Raw genomic sequence first — 17,874 nt, 5'->3', positions numbered from 1 at the left:
AGAAATACACCGGAGGGTGAGGGGGAGTGCGGTTGCAACAGTATTACAGCAAAAAATGCAACGATATCACAACAAAATGTGCAACACCATTGCATGATTTGAATTATATTTTTATATGATATTTCTGCATTTTTCTCCATAGTGTAGAACGGTTAATACCCAGCAGCCTGGCAGCCCTGGTCTGATTGCCGCCGCATTCACCAAGTGCCCATATGATGGAGCTTTCTTCGCCGGAGGTCTGAGATGCAGTATAGACAGGAACCGGAGATGTATCCTCTAAATCCCGGGGATATAGTGCCCTTAGCAAATCATCTCTGGTGATGGCATTTCCGGAGCAGATTACCAGAGAGCGCTCTACGATATTGCGCAGTTCCCTTATATTTCCATTAAATGGATAATCATTAAGGGCGGATAAGGCCGAAAGATTGATTTCGGGAACAGGTATCCCGCACTCCTGCCCCCGCTGCCGCATCAAATGCAGGAACAGCAGTTCCGCGTCCCGGTCTCTCTGGCGAAGAGGGGGAAGGAAAATTCTCAGGACATCCAGGCGGTACATCAAATCACGGCGGAACAGTTCTTTGCCGGCAAGCTGATTGATGCTTTTGTTGGTGGCGGAAATAATGCGGACATTGATGGAGATGACCTTGTTATCACCAATTCTTCTGACCTCGCGTTCCTGGAGAACCCGCAGCAGCTTGGTCTGGGTGGAAAGGGAAATTTCACCAATTTCATCCAGAAACAGGGTTCCGCCGTGCGCCTGTTCAAAAAGTCCCATTTTACCGCCTTTGACACTGCCGGTAAAGGCGCCCTCCACATAGCCAAAGAGCTCGCTTTCCAGCAGATTTTCCGGCAGAGCGGCACAGTTGATGGCGACAAAGGGTCCATTTTTACGAGGACTGGCATTGTGTATGCTCTGTGCAAACAATTCTTTTCCTGTCCCGGTTTCTCCCACGATGATGACATTGGAATCCGAGGCAGCATATCTGCGCGCCGTATCAATGGTGGCGTCGATGACAGCGCTCTTATGAATAATGTCGTCAAAGGTATATTTTGCCCGGAGTCCTTTTTCACTGAGACTCCGGCGGATTTGATTTTCCAGCTTCTGTATTTCAGTTATATCAGATAAGGTAATCACGACGCCGGAAATGTTGTTATTGACTACCACGGGAACAAAGGAGGCAGATACGGTAAGGTTGCTTTTGGGGATGGTAAGAATGCTGCCGTTTATTTCCTGTCCCCCCTTTAAAACCTCGCTAAAGGATTTGTAGAGATAGGGAAGGGTGGTCCGCAGAGACCTTGACAGCAGGCTGATATTGTTGTTCATGGCTTTGACCACCCGGTTGCGTACCCGTATGGTACCGGTGGAATCAATATACAGGATGCCGTCCTTGGACGCGTATATGATGGTCTTATAGGTCTCGGCGACAATTCGTTCGATCTGTATTTGTTCGACCGTGCGTATGGCCTCATTGATTGCCTGAAGGATGGTATCCTCTCCGGTTCGTATCAGGCGGGATGGGATGCCATGTTTTTCAGCCAGCTCTACAGCGGAGTATCCTCCGATTAGCGCGTCACATCCATGGGCGACGGCCTCGTCTATGCTGGCTTCCAGGTCCTTATGATTACTGGCCGGATAAATTTCCACTTCGCACCCTAGTACAGCATTGCTTAAATATCAGTGATTAAATTACTAATGGTATCCCGGCATATGTCCACTTAAATGGGTGTGCTGTAAGATTGTATTGTTCAATAAAGCGCAGGATGCTTGCTTCCAGTTCTTCTATTGATAGGTAGCTTTTCCGCTTCAGCAGCTTCCGGTTAATGATGCCAAACCATATCTCAATCTGGTTCATCCAGGAACTGTGTTTCGGAGTATAGACAAAGCGGATCCGGTGGGAAGGGTCATGCAGGAAATCCGCTCGGCTTTCCATACTTTTAAGGATCCCTGTTTTCCCTTTTTTGCCCAGTTCCACGCCAAGGGCACAGGCTTCTGCCACAAAGCGGACAAGGGCTTCCGATTTATGGGTGTTTAGGCCATCGCATATAAATGTCCATGGGGCTTGCGGGTCTGTCCCTACCAATGCTTTCACGGCTTCCACAAAATCCTCTTCTGTGCGTGTGGAGTTTAAATACGGCATTTCCATACGGCCCGTTGCAACATCAAAGAACCCGATGAGGCTGGTCGTGCCATGGCGGATATACTCAAACTCCATTTTGGCGCACTGGCCGGGTAATGGGAGCTTGTCAGGATATTTATGTTCCAGCGCTTGTACCCCGGTCATTTCATCCGTGGAAACAATGTGTGCACCTTCCCGGCTTTGTTCCTGGGCACTCTGGTACAGGCCGCAGATTTCGTTTACTTTCCGCGCAAAAGATTCCGGGGCTTCCGTCTTTTCCGAAGAATGAAGCCAGTAACGGATTTTGTGGGGATGTAAATCTACCTCATTTTTAAAAAACGGCTGACAGATTTCTCAGAAATCTGTTCAGCGATCCCCTGCTTTTTAATTTCTGCCACTAACAGCGGGAGACTCCACTGGCTTACTTCGTACCCAAAATCATTTGGGCTGCTGCAGGCAAGGTCGATGATCCGCATGATCTGGTCCGGCGTAAAAACAGACGGGGCACCGGGGCGTTTTTTATCGGACAGGACTGCCCGTATCTCATCTTCAAGCTTTTTCGGGTCGTCCATTTCAATCCTCCGCAAGGCTGGGAGCGCCGCGAGGAACCGACTGCGCCAGGTGGCAACATTATTATAATGAAGCCCGACCTGTGGTGCAATATTCTGGTTGAGTTCCCCCTGTGACGCAAGCAGGACAATGCTGGCTCTTTTGACCAGTCCTGACGGAAGGGAGCGGCTTTTTGAAAAAGCAGATAATATGTTTTTCATGGCATCAGATAAAACCGGGATAGTATCAATTGTTTTCCTTCGCATAATAACCCATCCATTCTTTAGTGATAGAATTATTATGCACCGACTACAATAAAAAAGCAACGTCTATTCATTATTATTTTGGCAATGCTGTACTAGCAGCTTGCATATGTCGGAGGCTTCGTATATTTTTCCGTAAAATCCGCAGATGGCAATCTGTGTGGAATTAAAATCTTTGCGGCATTCAGCGACCGTGCGTATGATATCATAACCGGAAATGGCCAGGTCGATAACGGGAGTCTGGGGATGCATGGCTTTCAACTGTTTGGCACTGAACCCCCGGGCGATGACAGCATCGTAGCTTCCTGCATTAATCCGTGAAATCTGGTCAACTGTCAATACCTGTATGTTGGCGGAAATTCGTTTGTTTTCAGGATGGTTGTCTAAGACATACTCAACCTTTTCCCGAAGTTCGGGATATGGTACAATGAATAGTATATGAATCATGGCGGTCCTCCTATGGCGGATGGTACAGTTGCTGCTGTTTCGATTCTACAATAATGCAACAGTTTGGTCAACGGTTTTGCAACATATAAGGATGAATAACAAAGCAGGAAGGTTGTGATTTATGCTGGCATGAAATTTGCTGGTATTATTGTATAATATATCTTTTCATGATGACAGGAGGTAAACTATGCCGATATTCGGATGTGTAGCCGATGATTTTACAGGTGCCAGCGACGCGGCTTCATTTTTGGTAAAGGGAGGCATGTCGGTCCAGCTCTTTAACGGGATTCCGGCAAAAGAAAGCAGGATTGCGGAGGGAATACAGGCCATTGTGATAGCGCTTAAATCCAGGACCCAGGATACCGGGGAAGCAGTGGCGGATACCATGCGGTCCCTTGGCTGGCTGAAGGAGCAGGGCGTGGAGAAATTTTATCTGAAATACTGTTCCACCTTTGACTCTACTCCAGAGGGAAATATTGGTCCTGTTGCGGACGCCGCCATGGAATTCCTTGGGGTGTCCTATACGGTACTGTGCCCGGCCCTGCCTGTCAACGGGCGTGTGGTAAGAAACGGGGAACTGTATGTTGGCGGTGTGCCTTTGCATGAGAGCCCCATGAAGAACCATCCTCTGACTCCCATGTGGGACTCCAGAATCGCCGGCCTGATGAAGCCCCAGAGCAAGTACCCATGTGTGGAGCTCTGGAAGGAGCAGATGGACAGGCCGGCAGATGAAATCCGCGCCATGCTTACGGAACAGGAGGACAGGCAGGAGCATTTCTATGTGATACCGGATTACCGGGATATGGAGGATGGGGAACGGATTGTGGAGCTGTTCGGGGATCTGGCCCTGCTGACAGGCGGAAGCGGGATTCTGGAGCCGCTGGCAAAACGGCTGAGCAGCCGGCAGGAGATGCTGCCGGAGCTTGATATTCAGGCAGAGGGATCCGCCATTCTGCTTGCGGGAAGCTGTTCCAAGGCTACCCTGGGGCAGATTGACTATTTCCGGGCCCACGGCGGACTCAGCTATAAGATGGACCCTGTGGCCATGCTTGAGGGCAGGGAGACTTTGGAGGACGCGTGGAAGTTTGTGAGAGAAAACTGGGGAATTCCGGTTCTGGTGTACAGCTCTGATACAGCCCGAAATGTGAAGGAAGTGCAGCAATACGGGCAGGAGCGCGTGGCAGAGATGCTGGAACAGGCAGCCGCCAAGCTGGCGGAGCGGGCAGTGGCCCATGGAATCAGGAGAGTGGTGGTGGCAGGGGGAGAGACCTCCGGTGCGGTGACAAAACGCCTGGGATTTTCTTCCTACCAGATTGGCGCCAGCGTGGCGCCCGGAGTGCCGGTCATGGTGCCCATGGAGAATGAGACGCTTCGCCTTGTATTAAAGTCCGGGAATTTCGGGCAGGAAGAGTTTTTTATAAAAGTGTTGGAGATGACGCGGATGGAGGAAGGAAAATGATGGACAAGGAATTGGCTCAGAAATTAAAGGACGCGGTCTGGATTGGAAGGAGTCTGTTTGAGAGGAACAAGACAGCCGGTTCATCGGCTAATATGAGTTTTTTCCATGATGGAAGGATGTACATCAGCCAGAGCGGAAGCTGCTTTGGAACCCTGAAAGAGGATGAATTTGCAGTCATGGATATGAACGGAGAATGTCTGAGCAGCAGCAAGCCCAGCAAGGAATGGCCCCTGCATCTGAAGGTATACCAGAAAAAGCCGGGAACAGGCGCGGTCCTGCATACTCATGGCACCTATGGGGTGCTGTGGAGCTTTGTGCCGGCTGAGGACGAAACAGACGCAATCCCGGACCATACCCCGTATCTGAAGATGAAGCTGGGTAAGGTGGGGGTGATTCCCTACGAAAAGCCAGGCTCCCAGGCACTGTTTGACGCTTTTGGGCAGCGTGTGATGGACAGCGACGGCTATCTGCTGAAGCAGCACGGGGCAGTGGTGCCGGGAAAAAATCTGATGGACGCTTTTTACTGTCTGGAAGAGCTGGAGGAAAGCGCCAGGATTGCCTGGATGCTGAGGGAGGCCGGACTGAGATAGCAAAATATAAGGGCTGGCAGTATGAGTATGTTGAGACAATCGCGGCTGACATGATTCCGGAATTGAACATCCTTCTGGCCGAGGATAATGACCTGAATGCGGAGATAGCCATTGAGCTTCTGAAGACAAAGAGAGCCAGTGTGCACAGGGCGGAATATGGAAAACGGGCTGTGGAATTGTTTGTCCGGAACAGCCCCGGGACCTATCAGGCTATTCTCATGGATATCCAGATGCATGAGATGAACGGCCTGGAGGCCTGCCGGGCCATCCGGGGGATGCAGAGACAGGATGCCTCTTCCATCCCTGTCATAGCTATGACGGCTAATTCCTTTCAGGAAGATGCGGATGCGGCAGCAGAGGCCGGGATGGACGGCTTTGTGACCAAGCCGGTGGATGCGGAATATCTCTGCCAGGTGTTAGAACGTGCCCAGAGACTCGGGTAACCGGCAGAAGGCAGCAGGCTGATTGAGGACCGCCAGCGATTTCATGCCGCTTTCCGTATCCGGATTGCCGGGCAGTGATGCGGAGGTGATGCAGCTGTTGTCGTAGGTCCTGAAGAAGTATTCCCTGGAGGAAAGGTTAATGAAGGCCGTGTATTGGGTATAATCCGGCGTATTCCGGCCGGTGATGACCGGGCCCTTTGGTATGCTTACACTTTCCATTATATGGAAACAGGCCGGCACTGCTTCCTCCCTGCCTGCCGGAATGGGTGTGTGGGTCTTTAGAAAAGCAGTCCTGACAAACCTGGAAGGAGGCGTGTAATCCCCGGGCAGTCCAAAGCTGCCGGCGCCCTGTCCTAAGGGGGTCAGCTCCAGGCTGCCCCAGGTCTGTGACTGATTCTGGGAGGAGGAGAGATTCATGTAATTGCGCAGGTTGGTCAGGTGCCACTGGAAGTCAGGACTGTTGGAGAGGACGCCTATGGGGTTATCCATGAGATGCAGGCCGTCGGCTGTCTTTTCAATGACCATGGATTTGCCGGTCCTGTCCGCCGCAAGCCAGTGGAGCGGGGCGATGGTTCCGGTTATGGAGTCTTGGGCGCCAACGATTCGGATGGTGCGGAGAATGAATGCGGCTTCCTCCACGGATGCGCTTAAGCCTAAGAGAAATCCGGTGAGCTCCAGGGCTGCGACGGCAGGTCTGGACGGATCCTCAGGGTCCGGGGAATCATACCGGGCATAGCCGGGGAAGTAGAGGACAGCCGCCCCGAACCCCATCTCATTGACCCCATCTCATTGACCCCGTCTGCAAAGACCACAGGGGATATGTCCTGCCCGATTCCCATGAAACGGTAACGGTTGCGGACCTGGTGGGTGTTCATGATATTATTCCCTTTGGAGGAGGAACATTCTCTTTTATAGGTTCTTTGTGCTGATACAACAGCGCCGTAAGGCGGGATGCGATAAATGTCCCGCCTTTTAACTTGTCTTTTTACCGGGGCTGGTTATAATAAAATGAAATCGGAACACGGAATCACCGCCTGTGCGAAAAGGGAAAATATTGACGCTATTTCCAAGGCAGTGACCCATTACGCGTTCAGTTACGGCCCGGTTGAGGACATGCATGCCAATGGGCAGCTGCCCTTCTGGATATTCTGGATTTGAGAGACAGGGCAACCCATCCGCCGAGACAGTCCGCGCACCGAAGCCATTGCCTTCCGGGTTTATTGGGCGGCCTGTGCATTTTACGTATTGTCCGCCACTGATTTTTGACAGTACTTTCTGGATACCGCGTACGCGCCCACCCAGCCCGCGAAGGCACCCAGGGTCAGGATAATAAGGAGAATCCAGGCCGTATTGTAGGAGCCGCTGGTGTCATATACGGCTGCCACCATGAGCGCTCCCAGGGAAAGGCCGATTTGTGTAAAGCTGTTGGCGATTCCGTATGCCTCGCCGTATTTTTCAGCGCCAAAGATGGCGGAGGTAATAAGAGGAGGGGTCACGGTGCCGATGGCATCTCCCAGGCCGAAAAGGAAGGCCATGATGTAGAGCATGCTGATATTCTGCCCAAACAGGATGAAGATAAAGGAGAGGGCAAAGGTGATGCATCCAAAGGCAGTGCTGGCCACAACTCCGAACCTGTCATTGAGCCATCCCAGAACCAGCTTGCCGAAAATACCAATCATGGAATACATGGAGATGATTAAAGCCTGTACCTGGGGGCCCTGAAGTTCCTCGATAGCCGGAGGGAAGTGGCCCAGGGAGCCGGTATTAATCAGCCCGTTGCACAGCATGCCGAAGATGAAAAGGATGAAGAACAGCTTTGTCCTGGATTCTTTCACGCTGAGCGGAAATACAATGTCTGCCTTTTTGGGAATACGTTTGGAGGCGGCATCCTGTATGGCGGCATCCTCGCTGCCGTAGGGTAAGAGTCCCATGTCCTCCGGACGTTTCCTGAGGATGAACAGGGCAGCGGGAAGGGCCAGTACCAGGATAATGAGAGCCATGATTCGGTAGGTGCTCCTCCAGCCATAGGCCCCCAGCAGCCATGTAATGACAGGACTGAAGATGGTGCCGCCCACGCCGATTCCTGCCATGGCTATGCTCATGGCAAGTCCTCTCTTTTTGACAAACCAGTTGGTAATCATCATGCTTACCGGAATCAGGGAGGCGTTTAAGAAGAAAACACCGGTAAAAAAGGAGGAAATGTATAGATGAATCACGTTGGTGGCAAGGGAGAAGGAAGCGTAGGAAAGGACAAAGCCAATAATGCTGACGGTCTGAATCCGTTTCATGTTGCCTCTTGCAAGTCTGGCCGACACAATGGGGGACAGGAAGATACCCAGACCCTGGAGAATGGTATTGGCCAGGGTAAAGGCGCTTCTGGAAATCTGAAGCTCACCCGTGACCTGAATCAGAAATTTATTGCTGAGCGCCATGATGGGGGGCACCATGGTACATGTAATCATGAGACATCCAAAAACAACAAACCAGCCATAATATATTTTTTTGCGTTCCATTATGCGTTCCTCCTGTTCAGCCAGTTAAATGCACAGGCTGCGTGTACTGCGGCCCCGTAGGGCATGACGGTTTCATCAAATAATACGCCCGGATTGTGGTGCTGGACCGTGCATCCATCCACCCCGCATCCTATCATGAAGTAGACAGTAGGGACCTTTTCGGACACGCGGGCAAAGTCATCAGAAGGTGTGACGGAGTAATCCGTATGTTTAATGAAATCAGGCGCCACCTCGGCGGCATATCCTGCCAGCTCCCTGGTAAGGTCCGGGTCAGAGTAGGTGGAGGGCACATCGGAGAGGGATTCGTATTCAACCGCCACTCCAAAGACTTTTCCCATGTATTCTGTAATCTCATGCATCCTTTTTACCAGCCTGGCGCGCAGATCCTTATTATAGGTGCGCAGGGTGCCCATGAGCACGGCGCTGTCAGGAATAATGTTGGATGTGGATCCTGCATTAAACGCGCCTAGAGTAAGGCTTGCCTTCTCGCCCGGGTCGCATTCCCTGGCTATGAGATTCTGGAAGGCGCTGTAAATATGGAAGCCCACATTGATGGGGTCAATACCCATATGGGGCATGGCGCCATGACAGCCCACGCCTTTTACCGTGATTTTAAAACCGTCGCAGGAGGACGTCATGAAGCCTGTGCCATAGTTGAGGGAGGGAACCGGGGTATCTAACATCACATGCATGCCCATGGCGGCATCCACTGTGGGATTGGAAAGAAGCCCGGCCTTAATCATGTTTTCGGAACCCGTAAAGACCTCTTCCGCCGGCTGGAACATCAGCTTGACGCTGCCGCAGAGCTCATCCCTGCGCTCGTACAGAATCTGGGCAGCCGCAAGAAGCATGGCGGTATGTATGTCATGGCCGCAGTTGTGGGCCGCGTCCGTGACCGTCTGAAAGGGAAGGCTGTTGGATTCTTTCATGGGGAGCGCGTCCATGTCAGCCCTGAGGAGAATGGTCTTGCCGGGGCGGCTGCCCTCAATCAGGGCAGTGACGCCCGAGTCGCAGATTTCATGCGGGGATAGCTCAATGGAAGCAAGCCGTTCCATGACATACTTGGTTGTGCCGGGCAGGTGCTCTCCCGCTTCGGCGTGCTGATGCAGGTAGCGCCGGTCCTTTTGCATCTGAGGTTCAAGTTCCGTTGCTCGTCGTAAGAATTGGTTCATCGTAGTGCCCTCCTTGAGTATAAAAAGACTATATAAAGACTTGTCTTTATTATGACAAAAAAGACAATGAATGTCAAGATGGGAAAAAGATTTTTATGTATGATTGACAAAAAACAAGAGATTATTTCATTTGGAGGATGCGGATTTCCCGCTGCTATGTTAAGATAGGAGACAGAGCGGTTTGGGGAGGAATGAAATTGAAGAGGAAGATTGCAGTCATCGCAACAGAATATATAAAGGAGTTTCTCCAGTCTATGCTTGCGGACCGGGACTTTGATTATTGCATATTTACGTATAAGACATTTTCGGATATACAGCATATCCATAAAAATGTTACGGAGGAGTTTGACGGCATTCTAACCTCCGGCAGTTTTCCTGCGCATATGATACATCTTTATTATAAAGAAGAGAAACGCCCTATCTGTTTTTTTAACACGGATGAGGCTGCCCTGTACCGTTTATTCCTGCAGCTGTTAAATGAGAACAGGAACCTGGATTTTACTAGAGTTTACGCTGATATTGTGGAGATCTTCGGTGTGGGCCTTAAGGATTTTGTGGAGGGGCGCAGCCCCATGCCTGATATCCGGGAGCTTTCAGAGGATGAGTTTGACATGGATCGGATGCTTGGGATTGAGCAGGAGGAGTACAGGAAACATGTGAAGCTGTGGGAGGAAGGAAAGATTGATTTATCCGTCACGCGGTTTTCCAGCATTGTGCCGGCACTGCAGAAGGCCGGCGTTAAGGTCTACTTCCCTTTCCCCAGCAAGCAGTATGTGGGGGAGATGTGTGACAAGCTTCTCGACGAGATTGAGCGCAGGAAGCTTGAGGAGCAGATACCGGGAGTCATCATTGTGAAGCTGTCGGAAAACGGTTCCGGCGGCGAGATGTTCCAGGGGCTGGATTATGATTATATGAGGCTTGAAAATCTGGTGATTGAATTTATAGGGGCATCCATGATTGACTGTTCGGTCCACCGGCGCCATTACGGGCTGGAAATCGTGTCCACCAAGAAACATGTGTCGGGCTGGACCGGAGATTTTAAGGAGGACCGTCTGAGTCCGTTTCTGAGGGAGAAAAAGCTGTCCGCCCGTTTCAGTATCGGCTGCGGTCTTGGAAACAGCCTTTCCCAGGCCAGGTTAAATGCTCTTGACGCCTGCCACGAGGCTGAACTTAAGCAGTCTCTGGCATACCTGATCAATGAGAGGGAGCAGATCATCGGTCCCATGGGGGACTGCGGCCAGCTGCTCATGAATGTGGACAACAGCGAGGTGCTGGACGTACAGTCCAGGCTTTCGCCCCTGACAGTAAAGAAAATATTCACTGCCATCAGCGCCTCCGAAAAGCAGGAAATTACAGCCAGAACCCTGGCGCTCAGACTGGGAATCACCAAACGGAGCGCCAACCGTTTTCTGGCGGTACTGGAGCAGGAGGGGTATCTAAAGATTGCGTATAAGACCAGGACCACCACCAAGGGACGGCCGGAGAGTGTGTATATAAGGACGGACGGGCCGGGAAACCCGGAAGAAAATCAGGGACCCCGGAGAGAATATCAGAAAGAACAGCGGTAGAGACAGTGAGAAAGCATAAAAAAGACACGGCGCCTCCGCACGATATGGTCGGTAAGCGCTGTGTTTTTGTGAATGTTCCTGACGGCGTGTCTTATGCGTTGTCTCCCGGAAGCTCATGCCCATTGGTGATATGGTCCTTGATGGCCCGGAAGCTTTCGGCGCTGACCACATGTTCAATGCGGCACGCATCCTCCACGGCTGTCTGCTCGTCCACGCCAAGGTACATGAGCCACTGGGAAAGCATGGTGTGGCGTTCATACATGGTCTCGGCGATTTCTTTTCCAATGCTGCTGAGGGTGATATGGCCCTGGTCATCCATGAGGATATAACCGTTTTCGCGCAGATTCTTCATGGCCACGCTGACGCTGGGCTTGGAAAATGACAGCTCGTTGGCGATGTCGATGGAGCGGACATAGGGGTTTCGGTGGCTTAAAATCAAGATTGTTTCCAGATAATTTTCAGCTGATTCCTGTATTTTCAATTTAATCAAATCCTCCCACTGATAAACATTAGTTTGTTCTAAGTCTGCGGCAGCTGTTTTCTATTTTATCATATCCTGAGAGGAAACGCAAATTGGCAGCGGGGCTGAAATCGCAAAAAAAACCGCAATTAAATTGAAAAAAATTATTGACATTTCAGTTAACTGGTGCTAACCTAAATTTGCAGTTAGGATGCCATAACTTTCCAGCTGCAATATGGATATAGGGAACAGAATCACATCAGGTTCAGAAAGAGGAGTGATGGGTATGCCGTTGACATTGGTAAAAGAAGGTACTGAGGCATCCATAGTCCGGGTGGGCGGCAAGGAAGAGGTAAGACGTCATCTGGAGAACATGGGATTCGTACCGGGAGCGAGTGTGACTGTTGTTTCTGCTAACAATGGCAATGTGATTGTCAATGTAAAGGAATCAAGGGTTGCCATAAGCAAAGAGATGGCCAATAAGATTATGGTGTAAAATGGCCGCGGGTATGAGAAGGAAAGGAGCATTAATAAGATGCGCACATTGAAGGAAGTAAAATGCAAAAGCACGGTAACGGTTGTTAAACTTCACGGAGAAGGGGCTGTAAAACGCCGTATCATGGATATGGGTATTACAAAAGGGACGGAAGTATATGTCCGCAAGGTGGCGCCTCTGGGGGATCCTGTGGAAGTGAATGTAAGGGGCTATGAGCTGTCCTTAAGGAAAGCGGATGCCGAGATGATTGAAGTGCAGTAGGAACTGCTTTTTTTAAAAGATTGAGTTAGTCATAACTAATTTATTGATAAATTTTCTCAATAAGAGAATGAGGAGGATATGAAAATGTCAATCAAAATTGCTTTGGCCGGTAATCCCAACTGCGGAAAGACCACGCTGTTCAACGGTCTTACCGGGTCCAATCAGTTTGTAGGAAACTGGCCCGGTGTCACGGTGGAAAAGAAGGAGGGCAAGCTTAAGGGGAATAAGGATGTCATTATCATGGACCTTCCCGGTATTTATTCACTGTCGCCTTACACGCTGGAAGAGGTGGTTGCCAGGAACTACCTGATTACCGAGCGCCCGGATGCCATCCTAAACATTGTGGACGGAACCAACCTGGAGCGGAACCTGTACCTGACCACCCAGCTGATGGAGCTGGGAATTCCCGTGCTGATGGCTGTCAACATGATGGATGTGGTTAAAAAGAGCGGGGACCAGATTAACATTCAGGCCCTGAGCAGGGAGCTGGGCTGTCCTGTGGTGGAGATTTCCGCATTAAAGGGTACCGGTATCATGGAGGCCGCCAACAAGGCGGTGGAGCTTGCAAGGGACAGCAGGGCGACTGCGGCTGTACACAAGTTCTCCGCCGATGTGGAGGCAGCCCTGGAGGAAATCGAGCGGTGCGTCGGCGGCAATGTGCCTGAGGCGCAGAAGCGCTTCTATGCCATCAAGCTGTTTGAACGGGATGACAAGATAGCGGCGCAGATGACCATGGTTCCGGATGTGGGAAGCATCATAGCGCGCATGGAGGATGCCGCGGACGATGACGCTGAGAGCATCATCACCAATGAGCGCTACACATATATCACATCCATTATTGGCAGGTGTTATACAAAGAAGAGCAGGGAGAAGATGAGCGTCTCCGACAAGATTGACCATATCGTCACCAACCGTTTCCTGGCGCTCCCGATTTTTGCGGCAGTAATGTGGGTTGTCTACTATGTTTCAGTTACCACCGTGGGTACCTGGGCCACTGACTGGGCGAACGACGGCGTGTTTGGGGAGGGATGGAGCCTGTTGGGACTGGAAGTGCCGGGCGTACCTGTTATTGTGGAGGGATTCCTCACGGCTGTCGGCTGTGCCGACTGGCTTTCCAGCCTGATATTAGACGGTATTGTGGCAGGTGTGGGCGCTGTGCTTGGCTTCGTGCCCCAGATGCTGGTGCTGTTTATTTTCCTTGCATTCCTTGAGTCCTGCGGTTACATGGCCAGGGTGGCATTTATCATGGACAGAATTTTCCGCAAGTTCGGATTGTCAGGAAAGTCCTTTATCCCCATGCTGATTGGAACCGGCTGCGGCGTTCCGGGCATCATGGCTTCCCGTACCATTGAGAATGACAGGGACCGCAAAATGACCGTCATGACCACCACCTTCATTCCCTGCGGAGCAAAGCTGCCCATTATTGCGCTGTTTGCGGGAGCATTGTTCGGAGGCGCTTCCTGGGTAGCGCCCAGTGCCTATTTCGTAGGAATCGCGGCCATCATCTGCTCCGGCATCATCTTAAAGAAGACAAAAATGTTTGCAGGTGACCCGGCGCCGTTCGTAATGGAGCTTCCTGCTTACCACCTTCCAACCGTGTCGAATGTTCTGCGCAGCATGTGGGAGAGAGGCTGGTCCTTTATTAAAAAGGCGGGAACCGTAATTCTGCTGTCCACCATTTTTGTTTGGTTTACATCCGGCTTTGGCTTTGTGGACGGACACTTTGGAATGGTGGAGGATTTGTCGGACGGAATTCTGGCGTTAATCGGCCAGGCCATTGCCTGGATATTCGCTCCTCTTGGATGGGGGAACTGGCAGGCTGCTGTGGCGGCCATCACAGGTCTGGTTGCAAAGGAAAATGTAGTCGGTACCTTCGGTATTCTCTACGGCTTTGCGGAAGTGGCTGAGGACGGAGCTGAAATCTGGGGAACACTGGCCCAAAGCTTTACAGCTGTCAGCGCGTATTCCTTCCTGGTGTTCAACCTGCTGTGCGCACCCTGCTTTGCGGCCATGGGCGCTATTAAGCGTGAGATGAACAATGCAAGGTGGACCTGGTTTGCAATCGGTTATCAGACTGTACTCGCATATGTGGTGGCGCTGTGCATATACCAGTTTGGCAGCTGGTTTACAACAGGAACCTTTGGAATCGGAACCGTCGTGGCAATTGCAGCCGTGGCCGGATTCATCTATTTGCTGGTAAGACCGTACAAAGAGAGCAATTCCCTTAATGTGAATGTAAAGACAAAGACAGCATCATAACAGCCCTGATGCAGGCGGAAATGGTCACTGGACAGTCCGGCTGCGGCAGGCCTGGGGGACAGATGTGTCCGGAAATGCTTGTGCAGGTATCTTCCGGACACATTCCGATTTGGCCGATTGCAGGTGAGGAGGGAACCGACATGTGGCAGAAGGAACAGGTGATAGACGAGTTTCAGAAGAGGGGAATGCGGATTACGCAGCAGCGCAGGATGCTCCTGGATGTTATTCTGGAGGGAAACTGGACAAACTGCAAGGAGATTTTCTATGAAGCGCGGAAACGGGACACGAAGCTGGGGATGGCCACCGTGTACAGGACTGTAAGCACGCTGGAGGAGATCGGTGTCCTGACTCGTTCTTATCAATATTCTTTTGTGTCTGATAAGGAAGAAGATACCCGGTCCCGGGAGACTAATTAAGCAAATGTTTACGTAAAGGATGTAACGTAAGATGAAAAATCACAGATTCTGGGCTTGGGCCATGGTATTCTGTCTGGCGATGACGGTTTACACAGGCTATAAGCATAAGTAGGAGGACAAAGAGAATGATTGATTGTTTTAAATGTAAGAAAATAGGTCTTTTCTTAGGCGGCGTTCTGTTCGGAACAGCAGGCGTGAAGATTCTGGGAAGTGATGATGCCAAGAGGTTTTATATCAATTGTCTGGCAGCCGGATTAAGGGCTAAGGACTGTGTGATGACCACCGCCACCAATATTCAGGAGAACGCTGAGGACATCCTGGCAGAGGCCAGGGAAATCAACGCGCAGCGCTGCCGGGAGGACGTATTTGAGGATGAAAGCGGGGAGGAAGCCCCGGAGCAGACCTCGGAAGATTTGAAGGAAGATGAGACAGCTTCTGCTGATACGGTTACAGCGTAATGTACAATCCGCCTGGGGAAGGATATCTCCGGGCGGTAATTTTTTCATTTACTGTTAAAATGTGTCTGAGTCAGTTGGGAAAAGGAGCCTGAAACAATGAAGTTTGTAATTAGACATGAGATAAGGGGAAGGGTCAGGGTTCATTTTTATCAGAAGGAAATGAGCATACGGCAGGCTGATTTGCTGCATTATTATCTCTGTACCCTTCCCGGGGTAAAGGATGTCAGGGTATACGAGAGGACAGCGGATGCCGCGGTGGTGTATGAGGGCAGCCGCGGGGAAATCCTGGAGGGAATACAGGGGTTTTCTTATGATAATGAGCGGATACGGGAGCTGGTGCCGAAGAACAGCGGCAGAGCCCTGAACCGTGAATACAAGGAGAGGCTGGTTCAGAAGGTGATGGCGCGGGCGTTTACCAAGTCCTTCCTGCCGCCGCCTGTCCGGGCCGTCTATACGGCAGTCCGCTCCATCCGGTATCTGCTGAAGGGAATCCGCTGTCTGCTCAGGGGGAAGCTGGAGGTGGAGGCGCTGGACGCCACGGCCATTGCCGTGTCTGTTCTGAGAAGGGATTTTGACACGGCTGGTTCTGTTATGTTCCTCCTGGGAATAGGGGAGCTTCTGGAAGAATGGACCCACAAAAAGTCAGTGAGCGACCTTGCCAGAAGCATGTCCTTAAATATTTCCAGGGTATGGCAGAAGGTGGACGGAACAGAGGTCCTGGTCCCTGTTTCAAAGATCCGGGAGGGAGACCTGGTAACGGTCCATATGGGAAATGTGATTCCTCTGGACGGCGTGGTCACTTCCGGGGACGCCATGGTGAACCAGGCTTCCATGACAGGAGAGTCAGCGCCGGTCAGGAAGGGGGAAGGCTCCTACGTGTACGCGGGAACAGCCGTTGAAGAGGGAGAGATTACCCTTCGGGTCAGGAAGGCGGCAGGCGACACCCGGTTTGAACGGATTGTGACCATGATTGAGGAGTCGGAGCAGCTTAAGTCCACGGCAGAAGACAGGGCAGCCACTCTGGCGGACGCGTTGGTTCCCTGGAGTCTGGGCGGAACCGTCCTCACGTGGCTGCTGACCCGCAATGTGACAAAAGCCCTGTCCATTCTGATGGTGGATTTCTCCTGCGCATTGAAGCTGGCCATGCCCCTGTCCGTGCTCTCTGCCATGCGGGAGGCCGGCAGCTACCATATTACGGTAAAGGGCGGCAAGTACATGGAGGCAGTGGCTGCTGCCCGCACCATTGTCTTTGACAAGACAGGAACCCTGACAAAGGCCAGGCCGCAGGTGGCGGATGTGGTGGTGTTCAATGGTATGAAAAAGGATGAGCTGCTGCGGATTGCGGCCTGCCTGGAGGAACATTTCCCCCACTCCATGGCCAACGCGGTGGTACACGAGGCAGTGAAACGCGGGCTGGTCCACAAGGAGATGCATTCCAGGGTGGACTACATCGTGGCCCACGGCATAGCAACCTATGTAGACCATGAGAGGGTGGTGATTGGAAGCTATCACTTTGTATTTGAAGATGAGGGATGCAGGATACCGGAGGATAAGAAGGAGGTGTTTGACAGGCTTCCTGTGGAATATTCCCACCTCTATCTGGCTATCGGCGGAAGCCTGGCAGCCGTGATCTGCATTGAGGACCCGTTGAGGGATGAGGCGGATGGGGTTGTCACCGCCCTTCACAGACAGGGAATCACCAAGATTGTCATGATGACGGGGGACAGTGAGCGCACGGCAGCCGCCATTGCCGGACGTGTGGGAGTGGATGAGTATTATTCAGAGGTCCTTCCCGAAGACAAGGCCCGGTTTGTGGACGAAGAAAAGAAGAAGGGCCGCAGGGTCATTATGATTGGCGACGGAATCAATGATTCGCCGGCACTGTCGGCCGCTGACGCGGGAATTGCCATCAGCGAAGGGGCTGAGATTGCCAGGGAGATAGCGGATATCACCATCTCTGAGGACAATCTGTTCCAGCTGGTGACACTGAGGGCCATCAGCCGGGGACTCATGGACCGGATTGACCGGAACTACCGGTTTGTCATCGGATTCAACCTGGGTCTTATACTCCTGGGAGTGGGAGGCGTCATAACCCCGGCCACATCAGCTATGCTCCACAATATCTCTACTCTGGCTATCAGCTTAAAGAGTATGACCAATCTTCTGGATTGATTTCTGGAGGCGCGGAAAGGGAAAATTTAAAATACACCCCCTCCTGTATTTTACAATTATCATGAGAATGGCAGAGAATAGATGGACATATGTTTGTTTTCTGTCATTTTTTTATGAAGAGAATTGTAATTAATGCATAAAAAATGAACATATTTTTTGTGAAAAGTAAACAAACTGAACATAGTTCTATTGCTTTTTTCTATGTTTGATGTTAAAATATAAACAAAGTTA

General features: G+C 51.3%; 18 protein-coding genes and 2 pseudogenes. 11 read left to right on the top strand and 9 right to left on the bottom strand.

From position 1 onward, the window contains the following. Positions 1 to 103: 103 nt before the first annotated feature. From LA360_RS13715 to LA360_RS13700, 5 genes and pseudogenes are all read right to left on the bottom strand, one after another. Positions 104 to 1,324 carry a sigma 54-interacting transcriptional regulator gene (locus tag LA360_RS13715; protein ID WP_270270980.1) on the bottom strand — a complete coding sequence of 407 codons (1,221 nt, stop codon included), beginning with the start codon at positions 1,322 to 1,324 and terminating at the stop codon, positions 104 to 106. A 132-nt stretch (positions 1,325 to 1,456) separates the two neighbouring features. Next, a pseudogene (locus tag LA360_RS32135) lies at positions 1,457 to 1,651 on the bottom strand (PrpR N-terminal domain-containing protein); the annotation flags it as partial. A gap of 31 nt (positions 1,652 to 1,682) precedes the next feature. Beyond that, positions 1,683 to 2,300: a transposase gene (locus LA360_RS13710; RefSeq protein WP_225537719.1), complete on the bottom strand. Its 618-nt coding sequence runs from the start codon at positions 2,298 to 2,300 to the stop codon at positions 1,683 to 1,685. Between the two features lie 137 nt (positions 2,301 to 2,437). Next, a complete protein-coding gene (locus tag LA360_RS13705; protein WP_089776580.1) occupies positions 2,438 to 2,932 on the bottom strand; it encodes a helix-turn-helix domain-containing protein in 495 nt (164 codons plus the stop codon). 63 nt (positions 2,933 to 2,995) lie between these two features. Next, positions 2,996 to 3,376, bottom strand: coding sequence for a PrpR N-terminal domain-containing protein (locus tag LA360_RS13700; protein ID WP_225537537.1), 381 nt, complete (start codon positions 3,374 to 3,376; stop codon positions 2,996 to 2,998). Positions 3,377 to 3,563: 187 nt separating this feature from the next. Here LA360_RS13700 and otnK point away from each other — a divergent pair, with 187 nt between their 5' ends. From otnK to LA360_RS13685, 3 genes are read left to right on the top strand one after another with little or no spacing between them, the layout of a single operon-like run. Next, positions 3,564 to 4,835, top strand: coding sequence for a 3-oxo-tetronate kinase (gene otnK / locus LA360_RS13695; RefSeq protein ID WP_022202798.1), 1,272 nt, complete (start codon positions 3,564 to 3,566; stop codon positions 4,833 to 4,835). Next, positions 4,832 to 5,425: a class II aldolase/adducin family protein gene (locus tag LA360_RS13690; RefSeq protein ID WP_022202799.1), complete on the top strand. Its 594-nt coding sequence runs from the start codon at positions 4,832 to 4,834 to the stop codon at positions 5,423 to 5,425. Before otnK ends, LA360_RS13690 begins: the two co-directional genes overlap by 4 nt. Positions 5,426 to 5,475: 50 nt before the next feature. Next, positions 5,476 to 5,868, top strand: a complete 393-nt coding sequence (locus LA360_RS13685; RefSeq protein WP_022202800.1) for a response regulator — start codon at positions 5,476 to 5,478, stop codon at positions 5,866 to 5,868. On the opposite strand, the pseudogene LA360_RS13680 reads toward LA360_RS13685, so the two are convergent. Next, a pseudogene (locus LA360_RS13680) lies at positions 5,842 to 6,752 on the bottom strand (choloylglycine hydrolase family protein); the annotation flags it as partial. The gene LA360_RS13685 and the pseudogene LA360_RS13680 sit on opposite strands and share 27 nt — an antisense overlap. Before the next feature lie 124 nt (positions 6,753 to 6,876). On the opposite strand from LA360_RS13680, the gene LA360_RS13675 reads away from it, so the two are divergent. After that, complete coding sequence (locus LA360_RS13675) at positions 6,877 to 7,026, top strand: hypothetical protein (protein WP_155521217.1); 150 nt, start codon at positions 6,877 to 6,879, stop codon at positions 7,024 to 7,026. An 80-nt stretch (positions 7,027 to 7,106) separates the two neighbouring features. Here LA360_RS13675 and LA360_RS13670 read toward each other — a convergent pair whose 3' ends face one another. After that, positions 7,107 to 8,381 carry an MFS transporter gene (locus LA360_RS13670; protein ID WP_022202803.1) on the bottom strand — a complete coding sequence of 425 codons (1,275 nt, stop codon included), beginning with the start codon at positions 8,379 to 8,381 and terminating at the stop codon, positions 7,107 to 7,109. Continuing rightward, positions 8,381 to 9,553: a M20 metallopeptidase family protein gene (locus tag LA360_RS13665; RefSeq protein WP_112482064.1), complete on the bottom strand. Its 1,173-nt coding sequence runs from the start codon at positions 9,551 to 9,553 to the stop codon at positions 8,381 to 8,383. The genes LA360_RS13670 and LA360_RS13665 overlap by 1 nt, the downstream gene beginning before the upstream one ends. A gap of 197 nt (positions 9,554 to 9,750) precedes the next feature. Here LA360_RS13665 and LA360_RS13660 point away from each other — a divergent pair, with 197 nt between their 5' ends. Continuing rightward, entirely contained in the window at positions 9,751 to 11,121 is a 1,371-nt protein-coding gene (locus LA360_RS13660; protein WP_089775869.1) for a helix-turn-helix domain-containing protein, read from the top strand. A gap of 91 nt (positions 11,122 to 11,212) precedes the next feature. Here the strand turns inward: LA360_RS13660 and LA360_RS13655 are convergent, their stop codons facing one another. Continuing rightward, the gene (locus tag LA360_RS13655; RefSeq protein WP_022202806.1) at positions 11,213 to 11,602 is read right to left on the bottom strand and encodes a metal-dependent transcriptional regulator; all 390 of its coding nucleotides are present in this window, start codon (positions 11,600 to 11,602) and stop codon (positions 11,213 to 11,215) included. A gap of 265 nt (positions 11,603 to 11,867) precedes the next feature. Between LA360_RS13655 and LA360_RS13650 the strand changes: the two genes are divergently transcribed. The 6 genes from LA360_RS13650 to LA360_RS13625 all read left to right on the top strand — a co-directional run bounded on the left by LA360_RS13650 (position 11,868) and on the right by LA360_RS13625 (position 17,643). Next, entirely contained in the window at positions 11,868 to 12,077 is a 210-nt protein-coding gene (locus LA360_RS13650) for a FeoA family protein (RefSeq protein WP_002588092.1), read from the top strand. A 39-nt stretch (positions 12,078 to 12,116) separates the two neighbouring features. Then, positions 12,117 to 12,338, top strand: coding sequence for a FeoA family protein (locus LA360_RS13645; RefSeq protein WP_002565570.1), 222 nt, complete (start codon positions 12,117 to 12,119; stop codon positions 12,336 to 12,338). 84 nt (positions 12,339 to 12,422) lie between these two features. Further along, positions 12,423 to 14,597 (top strand): ferrous iron transport protein B, encoded by a 2,175-nt coding sequence (gene feoB / locus LA360_RS13640; RefSeq protein ID WP_057572557.1) that lies wholly within the window; start codon positions 12,423 to 12,425, stop codon positions 14,595 to 14,597. 140 nt (positions 14,598 to 14,737) lie between these two features. Further along, on the top strand, positions 14,738 to 15,013 hold the full coding sequence (locus LA360_RS13635) for a Fur family transcriptional regulator (protein ID WP_112482247.1): 276 nt from the start codon (positions 14,738 to 14,740) through the stop codon (positions 15,011 to 15,013). 125 nt (positions 15,014 to 15,138) lie between these two features. Then, the gene (locus LA360_RS13630; RefSeq protein ID WP_002588095.1) at positions 15,139 to 15,471 is read left to right on the top strand and encodes a DUF6110 family protein; all 333 of its coding nucleotides are present in this window, start codon (positions 15,139 to 15,141) and stop codon (positions 15,469 to 15,471) included. Positions 15,472 to 15,567: 96 nt separating this feature from the next. After that, entirely contained in the window at positions 15,568 to 17,643 is a 2,076-nt protein-coding gene (locus tag LA360_RS13625) for a heavy metal translocating P-type ATPase (protein ID WP_057572558.1), read from the top strand. Positions 17,644 to 17,874 lie beyond the last annotated feature (231 nt).

The sequence above is a fragment of the Enterocloster clostridioformis genome, assembly GCF_020297485.1.
In the GTDB taxonomy this organism is placed as follows: domain Bacteria; phylum Bacillota; class Clostridia; order Lachnospirales; family Lachnospiraceae; genus Enterocloster; species Enterocloster clostridioformis.
This window is presented reverse-complemented; position numbering and strand designations above follow the sequence as displayed.